General features: G+C 49.1%; 10 protein-coding genes and 1 other annotated feature. Of the genes, 5 read left to right on the top strand and 5 right to left on the bottom strand.

Annotation, left to right across the window (positions count from 1 at the left end; genetic code table 11):
• Window positions 1-241 precede the first annotated feature (241 nt).
• The 3 genes from clpB to rluD form a co-directional block, all read right to left on the bottom strand.
• Window positions 242-2827 carry an ATP-dependent chaperone ClpB gene (gene clpB, locus QRY16_RS20855; RefSeq protein WP_289777912.1) on the bottom strand — a complete coding sequence of 862 codons (2586 nt, stop codon included), beginning with the start codon at window positions 2825-2827 and terminating at the stop codon, window positions 242-244.
• Between the two features lie 113 nt (window positions 2828-2940).
• Window positions 2941-3669 (bottom strand): purine nucleoside phosphorylase YfiH, encoded by a 729-nt coding sequence (yfiH, locus tag QRY16_RS20850; RefSeq protein ID WP_289777911.1) that lies wholly within the window; start codon window positions 3667-3669, stop codon window positions 2941-2943.
• Window positions 3669-4646, bottom strand: a complete 978-nt coding sequence (gene rluD, locus QRY16_RS20845) for a 23S rRNA pseudouridine(1911/1915/1917) synthase RluD (protein WP_289777910.1) — start codon at window positions 4644-4646, stop codon at window positions 3669-3671. The genes yfiH and rluD overlap by 1 nt, the downstream gene beginning before the upstream one ends.
• Window positions 4647-4776: 130 nt before the next feature.
• Here rluD and bamD point away from each other — a divergent pair, with 130 nt between their 5' ends.
• The 4 genes from bamD to pheA all read left to right on the top strand — a co-directional run bounded on the left by bamD (window position 4777) and on the right by pheA (window position 7524).
• Window positions 4777-5511, top strand: coding sequence for an outer membrane protein assembly factor BamD (bamD, locus tag QRY16_RS20840; protein ID WP_193404521.1), 735 nt, complete (start codon window positions 4777-4779; stop codon window positions 5509-5511).
• A gap of 279 nt (window positions 5512-5790) precedes the next feature.
• Window positions 5791-6117 (top strand): ribosome-associated translation inhibitor RaiA, encoded by a 327-nt coding sequence (gene raiA, locus QRY16_RS20835; protein ID WP_289777909.1) that lies wholly within the window; start codon window positions 5791-5793, stop codon window positions 6115-6117.
• A 96-nt stretch (window positions 6118-6213) separates the two neighbouring features.
• Window positions 6214-6338 (top strand) — a sequence feature (Phe leader region).
• Window positions 6215-6262, top strand: coding sequence for a pheA operon leader peptide PheL (gene pheL, locus QRY16_RS20830; protein WP_193404700.1), 48 nt, complete (start codon window positions 6215-6217; stop codon window positions 6260-6262). Its footprint overlaps the feature before it by 48 nt.
• Before the next feature lie 22 nt (window positions 6339-6360).
• Entirely contained in the window at window positions 6361-7524 is a 1164-nt protein-coding gene (gene pheA, locus QRY16_RS20825; protein WP_289777908.1) for a bifunctional chorismate mutase/prephenate dehydratase, read from the top strand.
• 33 nt (window positions 7525-7557) lie between these two features.
• Here the strand turns inward: pheA and tyrA are convergent, their stop codons facing one another.
• Together tyrA and QRY16_RS20815 are read right to left on the bottom strand one after the other, a co-directional pair.
• Window positions 7558-8679 carry a bifunctional chorismate mutase/prephenate dehydrogenase gene (gene tyrA, locus QRY16_RS20820; RefSeq protein ID WP_289777907.1) on the bottom strand — a complete coding sequence of 374 codons (1122 nt, stop codon included), beginning with the start codon at window positions 8677-8679 and terminating at the stop codon, window positions 7558-7560.
• A gap of 6 nt (window positions 8680-8685) precedes the next feature.
• The gene (locus tag QRY16_RS20815) at window positions 8686-9765 is read right to left on the bottom strand and encodes a 3-deoxy-7-phosphoheptulonate synthase (protein WP_289777906.1); all 1080 of its coding nucleotides are present in this window, start codon (window positions 9763-9765) and stop codon (window positions 8686-8688) included.
• A gap of 288 nt (window positions 9766-10053) precedes the next feature.
• Here QRY16_RS20815 and QRY16_RS20810 point away from each other — a divergent pair.
• Window positions 10054-10399: GNAT family N-acetyltransferase (locus QRY16_RS20810; protein ID WP_289777905.1), on the top strand; the 346-nt coding region annotated here is incomplete at its 3' end.

The following is a 10399-nucleotide window of genomic DNA, read 5'->3' as shown; positions in this document are numbered from 1 at the left end:
TTCTTTCTGAGAAGTTTTTCTCCGGCGGCTCAGTCTCCCGAACCTCTCAGCACGTCATACCGTAAGCCGGTGTGCCGTGTCAGTGGAGGCGCATTATAGGGAGTTCTTACGGGCTGACAAGCGCTAATTTCAATAAATCGTTCAAGCGCTCACTTTTTAGACCAATTGTCGCGCTACTAGCCAATTTTGTCTGTTTTACCCATAAAAAACGGGCACAGAGGCCCGTTTTAAAGAAAGAACATTATTGTTGCGCCGTGATCACGCCGTCTTTAACGTCCATTTCGATGGTTTTGCCTGGCACCAGTTCGCCAGAAAGTATCTGCTGAGCCAGCGGGTTTTCAATCTGCTGCTGGATGGCACGTTTGAGTGGACGCGCGCCATAAACGGGATCGTAGCCGTTTTCACCAATCAATTTAATTGCTTCACTGGAAATATGCAGTTTATAGCCGCGTTCTTCCAGGCGTTTATACAACCGCTGCAGCTGAATCTGCGCAATTGAAGCAATATGTTTCTCAGCCAGCGGATGGAACACCACAACTTCATCGATACGGTTAACGAACTCAGGACGGAAGTGCTGTCCAACGACACCCATAACTATATCTTTCATTTCGCCATAGTTGAGATTGCCAAAGCGTTCCTGAATCAAATCTGATCCCAGATTTGAAGTCATAATGACAACCGCATTGCGGAAATCCACGGTTCGCCCCTGGCCATCCGTTAAACGCCCATCATCCAAAACCTGTAGCAGAATGTTAAATACGTCCGGGTGAGCCTTCTCTACTTCATCCAACAGAATGACTGAGTAAGGACGACGGCGCACCGCTTCCGTTAAATACCCCCCTTCTTCATAGCCAACGTATCCAGGGGGGGCACCAACCAAACGTGAAACCGAATGTTTTTCCATGAACTCAGACATATCAATACGCACCATCGCGTCGTCACTATCGAACAGGAAATTTGCCAGTGCTTTACACAGTTCGGTTTTACCAACACCCGTTGGTCCAAGAAACAGGAACGAACCAATAGGTCGGTTTGGATCCGATAAGCCCGCGCGACTACGACGAATAGCATTAGAGACGGCTTCAACCGCTTCATCCTGACCAATCACCCGCGCGTGTAATGCCTGTTCCATGCGCGACAGTTTATCGCGCTCGCCTTCCATCATGCGCGCCACCGGAATGCCGGTCCAGCGTGCCAGCACATCCGCAATTTCCACATCGGTGACACGGTTCCGCAGCAATTTAATCGAACTACCTTCAGCCTGCGTCGCCGCAGCCAGTTGTTTTTCGAGCGCCGGGATCTTGCCATACTGTAATTCAGACATCTGACCCAGATCGCCTAAACGACGCGCTTGCTCCAGCGTCAGACGGGCCTGTTCCAGCTCGGCTTTGATATTTTGCGTGCCAGATAAAGAGGCTTTTTCTGCCTTCCATTCTTCTTCAAGTTCAGCATACTCACGCTCTTTTTGATCCAGCTCAGTCTCTAACATCTCCAGACGTTTAATGCTGGCATCATCCGACTCTTTCTTCAGGGCCTGTTGTTCCAGCTTCAGCTGAATAATACGGCGCTCAAGGCGATCAAGCGTTTCTGGTTTGGAATCAATCTGTAAGCGGATACTCGACGCCGCTTCATCAATTAAATCGATCGCTTTATCGGGTAATTGTCGATCGGCAATATAGCGATGCGACAACGTTGCCGCGGCGACAATAGCCGGATCGGTAATCTGCACATGGTGGTGCAATTCATAACGCTCTTTTAAGCCACGCAAGATAGCAATAGTATCTTCAACGCTCGGCTCTGCCACATACACTTTCTGGAAGCGACGTTCCAGAGCGGCATCTTTTTCAATGTATTGGCGATATTCATCAAGTGTCGTGGCGCCCACACAGTGAAGTTCACCGCGCGCCAGCGCAGGCTTAAGCATATTACCGGCATCCATTGCGCCATCAGCTTTACCCGCGCCAACCATGGTATGTAGCTCATCAATAAACAGGATCACATTACCTTCCTGCTTAGAGAGATCATTCAATACGCCTTTTAGGCGCTCTTCGAATTCACCACGGTATTTCGCACCTGCCACCAGCGCGCCCATATCCAGCGCCAGAACGCGACGCCCTTTCAGGCCTTCGGGCACTTCGCCATTAATGATGCGCTGGGCTAAGCCTTCAACAATGGCTGTTTTACCCACGCCAGGCTCACCGATAAGTACCGGATTGTTTTTGGTACGCCGCTGTAATACCTGAATGGTGCGGCGAATCTCTTCATCACGGCCAATGACCGGATCAAGCTTGCCTTGTTCGGCCCGCTCGGTCAGATCAATCGTAAATTTTTTTAATGCCTGACGCTGATCTTCAGCCCCTTGATCATTCACGTTTTCTCCTCCACGCATTTGTTCAATGGCCCTGGTAAGCTTTTCGTTGGTTGCGCCAGCAGACTTAAGCAGATCTGCCAACGAACCTCGTGAATCGAGGGCCGCCAGAACAAATAATTCAGATGAAATAAAGTTGTCGTTACGCTTCTGCGCCAGCTTGTCACATATATTAAGCACGCGGACTAAATCGGATGAGGGCTGAACATCGCCTTCGGTCCCTTCAACCTGAGGCAGACGATCAATCGCCTGCTCAACATGCATGCGTAATGCTGCAGTATCCACGCCTGCAGAGGTTAATAACGGACGAACCGATCCCCCTTCCTGATTGAGCAACGCGCTCATCAGATGTAAAGGTTCGATAAATTGATTGTCGTGTCCCAGAGCGAGGGACTGCGCATCGGCGAGAGCCAGTTGGAATTTGTTGGTAAGACGATCCAGACGCATGATTCCTCCCATTACAGGTCAAAATGCTACTGGAGATTAAATGAGGTCAACCCTCAAAATTTCAAGGTTAATGACCTGAAATAAGAGTAAAAAACATACTAACCGGATCGTCTTATGGCTTAAGGTTATAACAGCCAAATCAAAGTTGCCATACGGCCAGTGACTCCATCGCGACGAAAGGAGAAGAAATTTTCGTGTTCGCTAACGGTACAACGCGTCTCCGTACTGACAGAACGCACGCCTGCCGCTTGCAGACGCTGATGGGCTAATAGCCAGATATTGGCATAGAATTTACTGCCAACAGGACGAAACGCAGCAGCAGCCCGTGCGTCTTTCGCCACAAAAGCGCTGCGTACTTCCTCGCCAACTTCGAATGCATCCGGGCCAATGGCTGGGCCAAGCCATACATGAACCTGATCGGGCGAAGCACGAAACTGCGCCAGCGTGTTTTCAAGTACACCATCGCAAAGCCCTCGCCAACCCGCATGTGCAGCCGCAACTTCCGAGCCATCAGCCGAGCAAAACAAGACCGGTAAACAATCCGCCGTCATTACTGCGCACACTACGCCGGTTTCACTGGTAATACAGGCGTCCGCTTGCGGCGTATCCTGACCGCTGTGCGCCAGACGAACAACGTCTGTTTTGTGCACCTGTTCCAGCCACTGCGGCATAGCGGGTAAACTTGCCAGTTCGATCAGTCGTTGACGATTGCAGGCGACATCTGCTGGCTTGTCCCCAACATGACTCCCCAGATTCAGCGAGGCCCAGGGAGCGGTGCTAACGCCGCCATGACGGAATGTAGAACAGGCCCGCACGCGAGACGGCGCCGGCCAGTCAGGAATGATTAAACTCATCACCAGTCCAGCTGATCCTTGAACTCCTCGGTATCCGCTTTCAATGCATCTATCAGCGCGATCATGTCCTGCGGGATGGGTGCATGAAACTCCATTTCAATACCGCTAATGGGATGATACAGACGCAACATCGTGGCGTGCAGCGCCTGGCGATCAAAGCTGCGCAAGGTAGAAATGAAAGCATCCGATGCTCCTTTTGGTGGGCGCGGGCGGCCACCGTAAAGCGGATCGCCCACCAGCGGATGATTTATATGCGCCATGTGCACACGAATCTGATGAGTACGTCCGGTTTCCAGACGCAGACGCAGACGCGTGTGAGCACGGAAATGTTCCATTATGCGATAGTGCGTCACCGCTGGCTTACCCATCGGATGCACCGCCATATGCGTGCGTTTGGTTGAATGGCGACTGATTGGCTCATCAACTGTACCACCTGCCGTCATCGTGCCAATCGCCACCGCTTCATATTCACGCGTGATTTCACGTAGTTGCAGCGTTTCAACCAGGTGCGTTTGCGCCGGGACGGTTTTCGCCACCACCATCAAACCGGTTGTATCTTTATCAAGACGATGGACAATCCCCGCGCGTGGAACATCCATAATGGCTGGGTAATGATGCAATAGCGCATTTAATACCGTTCCATCAGGATTTCCCGCTCCAGGATGAACCACGAAATCCCGTGGTTTGTTAATCACCAGAATATCATCGTCTTCATAAACAATATCGAGTGGCAGATTCTGAGGTTCCCAGCGTTGCTCTTCTTCGATCTCAGCGTCGATAGCGACCCGTTCGCCGCCTAAGACTTTTTCTTTGGGTTTGTCGACGATCGTGCCGTTGACACTGACGCGACGGTTAAGGATCCATTCTTTTATGCGAGAACGTGAATAATCAGGGAACAATTCTGCCAAAGTCTGATCTAAGCGTTGTCCGAGTTGTGCTTCGGATACCGTTGCGGTGAGTTGAACTTGTTGTGCCATATACAGCTTCTTCGTTAACGTTGGGTTTTCACGGCGATGCCGTTTAATATAATGTGCTATCGTACCTGGTCATTACCGGGAGCTATACGGACAGCTTCCGCCATAACATTTTGAGGATAATCATTTCGTCATGACGCGTATGAAACATCTGGTGGCTGCTGCCACACTGAGCCTGGCCCTTGTAGGCTGTTCCGGCTCTAATGACGCGGTACCGGACAGCCCGCCTTCTGAAATTTACGCCACAGCGCAGCAAAAGCTGCAGGACGGTAACTTTAAAGCGGCGATTAAGCAACTGGAAGCGCTGGATAATCGTTATCCGTTCGGTCCTTATTCACAGCAGGTTCAGCTGGATTTGATCTACGCGTATTACAAAAATGCCGATCTGCCATTAGCACAGGCGGCAATTGCTCGCTTTACGCGCCTGAATCCTACTCATCCGAACATTGACTATGTCATCTATATGAAAGGCCTGACGGATATGGCGCTGGACGATTCGGCGCTGCAGGGCTTCTTTGGTATTGATCGCTCCGATCGCGATCCAACCCATGCTCGTGATGCATTCCGTGATTTCTCGCAGCTATTGCGCAGTTATCCGAACAGCCAGTATGCAGGCGATGCACAAAAACGTCTGGTTTACCTGAAAGACCGTTTAGCAAAATATGAACTGTCCGTGGCGCAATTCTATACTAAGCGCGAGGCGTATGTCGCGGTTGTTAACCGGGTTGAAGGTATGATGCGTGATTATCCCGATACGCAGGCAACACACGATGCGCTACCGCTGATGGAAAATGCCTATCGTCATCTGCAACTTACCACTGAGGCAGATAAAGTCGCGAAAATCATTGCAGCAAACAAAACCAGCTGATTTGCATTTTCACAGTAAAATAAAAAAAGCAGCCGTATCAGGCTGCTTTTTTTATGCTCAGCGATCCATTAAAAATAAAGACTTTCCGCTGATCTAACCCATCAACAATGCGCCATTATTCATGATGCTTCAAGCTTTTTGGCCCGCTTTCCCGGCCTTTCTCACAAATAATCGGCCTTGACAAAAAGTGACATTTTTTCGTGATAAAGATCAAACATTTTGCATTTGTTCGCGCTATGCTGGTCCTACCATGACGGAAATGACAGAGAGGTAAGAACTATGATTCTCAACGTTACCAGCAAACAAATGGAAATCACTGCGGCTATCCGTGACCATGTCGAAGACCGTCTCGCCAAGTTAGAAAAGTGGCAAACTGACCTGATTAATCCCCATATCGTCTTATCTAAAGAACCAAAAGAATTCGTCGCTGACGCTACTATCAATACGCCAAACGGAACGTTAGTCGCCAGCGCAAAGCACGTCGATATGTACACCGCAATAAATGATTTGATTGCTAAGCTCGAACGCCAACTTAACAAAGTGCAGCACAAATCAGAGGCTCGCCGCGCAACAAGCAGCGTTAAAGATTTCATACCGGCCAGCTAAACGCTTAATGAGATTAACGCGCCTGCGGGCGCGTTTTTTATTGACAGCTTTAAATCAGTGCGGTTACTCTCAGGTCACTTTAATTGCGGAAACGTCCATGAAACAACATTCGTTTTTCTTCGCTTTCTTTTTTACCTTCCCCTGACTGGGAGGCAATTCGTCGTGTGAAAACGAAAGCGAAGACGAACAACAAAGCCTCCCAAACGGGAGGCTTTTTTATTGGACAGCTTACAGGTGAGCCTTATGAATCCCGATAATCCTTTACTGGCGTTGCGTGACAAAATTAGTGCGGTCGATGAAAAATTACTAACGCTGTTAGCCGAACGCCGTTCGCTTGCGGTTGAAGTCGCTCAGGCCAAGCTGGAAACGCACCGCCCAATCCGTGACGTTGAACGCGAACGCGCCTTGCTGGAGCATTTAATTGTCTTAGGCAAAAAGCATCACTTAGATGCGCATTATATTACGCGCCTGTTTCAACTGGTGATTGAAGATTCAGTCTTAACCCAGCAAGCATTGCTGCAAAAGAATTTAAACCATCCCCATGCTCACGCTGCACGTATTGCCTTCCTGGGTCCGAAGGGATCATATTCTCACCTTGCCGCCCGTAAATACGCTGCGCGTCATTTTGACAATATGGTGGAAAGCGGCTGCCTGAAGTTTCACGATATTATTAAACAGGTTGAAAATGGCCTGGCCGATTACGCTGTATTACCGATTGAAAACACCAGTTCAGGTTCGATCAATGATGTTTACGACTTGCTACAGCAAACAAGCTTATCGATTGTAGGCGAGCTGACTTTGCCTATCGAGCATTGTGTTTTGATCCATGGCTCGACCGATCTGCAACAGATTGAAACGGTTTACAGCCATCCTCAGCCTTTTCAGCAATGCAGTCAGTTCATCAATCGCTTCCCGCACTGGAAAATTGAGTACACCGAAAGTACCGCCGCCGCAATGGAAAAGGTTGCCGCACTGAACTCACCAAAAGCTGCGGCTTTAGGCAGCGAAGCCGGTGGAGAGCTGTACCAACTACAGGTCCTTGAGCGCAATCTGGCCAATCAGCAACAAAACCATACTCGCTTTATTGTACTGGCACGTAAAGCTATTGAAGTTTCGGATCAGGTTCCAGCAAAAACCACGCTTATTATGGCCACAGGTCAACAAGCTGGCGCTTTAGTAGACGCTCTGCTGGTTCTGCGTCAGCATAATTTGATCATGAGTAAGCTGGAATCACGCCCTATTAATGGGAATCCCTGGGAAGAGATGTTTTATATTGATGTACAAGGGAATCTGCAGTCAGAAAGGATGCAGCAGGCTTTACAAGAATTAAAGGCGATGACGCGTTCAATGAAAGTTTTGGGCTGCTATCCAGGCGAAAATATTATCCCGGTCCAACCGGGCGAATAAAGAAAAGGCATCCGATGGGATGCCTTTTTGCTTTTATTGACGGCTGTCGTTGGCCGAGCGTAACAGACTGCGGCTTTCCACCAGGAAGCGTTTGGCATGATCGCCAAACCAGTTTTCAACCCGCCTGAAGCTGTCAATAAAGGCTTGTTTATCCCCTTGTTCCAGCAAAGCTATCGCTTCACCAAAACGCTGATAGTAACGTTTGATCAATGCCAGGTTACTTTCAGAGGACATAATGATGTCAGCGTATAGCTGAGGATCCTGGGCAAACAAGCGTCCGACCATTGCCAGTTCCAGCCGATAGATTGGCGACGACAACGCCAGCAACTGGTCGAGATTGACATTTTCTTCGGCTAAATGCAGCCCATACGCGAAAGTCGCAAAATGCCGCAACGCCTGAATAAAGGCCATGTTTTGGTCGTGTTCTACCGCGCTAATGCGATGCATACGCGCGCCCCAAACCTGAATCTGTTCAAGGAACCATTGATATGCTTCTGGCTGGCGACCATCGCACCACACCACAACCTGCTTCGCCAGACTACAACTATCTGGTCCAAACATCGGATGCAGGCCGAGTACCGGGCCATTATGCGCCGCGAGCATTGCCTGTAGCGGACGATTTTTTACCGAAGCTATATCAACTAAAATGCAGTCTTCTGGTAGCGGCGGCAATTGCGCTATTACCTGTTCAGTTAAATGAATAGGCACGCTAACAATCACCATACCGGCGTCGCTCAGCAGTGGCCCGGCTTGCTCCCAGTCATCCTTATCCAGCGTTTTAACGGTGTAACCCGACAGGGTCAGCATCTTTTTAAACAGCTTTCCCATCTGCCCATTTCCGCCAATAATTACCACGGGTCGTAACTCAGGGCATAGCGTTTTAAAGCCTTTATCATTTTCGCTGGTATAGGATTCACGCATCACGCGACGCAATATATCCTCGATCAAATCAGGCGGTACACCTAAGGCTTCAGCTTCCTTACGGCGCGATGCCAGCATTGAAGCTTCACGCTCAGGTACATAAATAGGTAAACCATAACGGCTTTTTACTTCACCTACTTCAGCTACCAGCTCAAGCCGCTTCGCCAGCAGATCGAGCAGCGCCTTGTCTACATTGTCTATTTGATCGCGTAACGCAGTCAGTTCAGCCACCATTACTTATTACACCTCGTGTGACAGACGCGCCGACAGCACACCTTGCAGATCCTGATGAATATCGCGCAGCAGTGTTTCAGTCACTTCCCAGTTAATGCAGGCATCCGTGACAGAAACACCGTATTTCATTTCACTGCGTGGTTGCTCAGAGGACTGATTCCCTTCATTGATATGGCTTTCCAGCATCAAACCAATAATTGAATGGTTACCATCTTTTATCTGAGCGATAGCGGATTCAGCTACACCGGGCTGGCGGCGGAAGTCTTTATTAGAATTGCCATGACTGCAATCTATCATTAAGGCTGGACGCAGTCCCGCCTTGCGCATCTCTTTTTCGCATTGCGCGACTTCTTCCGGCCCGTAATTAGGCGCTTTTCCGCCACGTAAAATCACATGCCCATCCGGATTACCCTGAGTTTGCAGTAAGCAGACCTGCCCGGCCTGATTAATACCAACAAAGCGATGCGGCATTGCGGCAGCGCGCATGGCATTGATAGCGGTGCCAAGGCTGCCATCGGTCCCGTTTTTAAAACCAACCGGCATGGAAAGTCCGGACGCCATTTCACGGTGAGTTTGTGATTCCGTGGTACGCGCACCAATCGCTGACCAACTGAACAGATCGCCTAAATATTGTGGGCTGTTAGGATCAAGCGCTTCCGTTGCAAGCGGCAATCCCATCTCCACCAGATTAACCAGCAACTGACGCGCGCTGTGCAAACCCGCTTCCATATCAAATGAGTTGTCCATATAAGGATCGTTGATTAACCCTTTCCAGCCGACAGTGGTCCGTGGTTTTTCAAAGTAGACGCGCATAACGAGATACAGTTGATCCTTCAGCTGTTCAGAAAGGATTTGCAAACGACGAGCGTAATCAAGGGCAGCTTCCGTATCATGAATTGAACAAGGCCCGCACACCACTAACAGGCGCGGATCGCGGCCAGCAATGATGTCAGAAATAGTCTGCCGAGAAGCCGCAACTTGCGCTTCCTGCTGAGCGGTCAGCGGAAATTTAGCTTTCAACTCTTCCGGTGTGATCAACACTTGTTCATCGGCGATATGCACATTGTTCAGCGCGTCTTTTTGCATGATTACGATCCTTTTTACTCGTTAATGCGGTCATAAGATCCTGATGAAGGATGCGCACACTGTATCACATAGCGTACAACTTGCAATTAAACTGTACATATTAATTACCAACAAGAAATAAACACCTCATTATTTTAATTTTTTACCTTTAATATCATTTAAATAAATACAAAAATGAGAATTACACACTCGAACCTAAGTGTACCAATAACTTTACATTAAAGGCGTTTACATTTTTAGAGTCGCGCTAATAGAATTTAACTTATTGCTTTAACGGGAAAGATAAAAATGCAGCCGCTCTATTCTGAGATCAATTTGCGTCCCTTTCATGCGGATGATGTTTCTGCATTTACGGCCGCAGTAAACAATTCACTTGATACGCTGTTACCCTGGATGGTTTGGGCTCACGAGAATTATCAGGAGCATGAAGCGGCCAGCTGGATAAACTTTACCCGGCTACAAAGAGAAAAAGGCGAGGCGGAAGAATTCGCCATTGTCGATGAACACAATAGATTATTAGGTGCCGCAGGTATTCGGTTCGCGCGTCGTCCCTGTGAATTGAGTGCCTTAGGATATTGGATACGCAGCGATGCTCAACGCAATGGCATAGCCAGTCGCGTGTTACCAACGGTGC

Source organism: Mixta mediterraneensis (genome assembly GCF_030283135.1).
Classification (GTDB): Bacteria; Pseudomonadota; Gammaproteobacteria; order Enterobacterales; family Enterobacteriaceae; genus Pantoea; species Pantoea mediterraneensis.
This window is presented reverse-complemented; position numbering and strand designations above follow the sequence as displayed.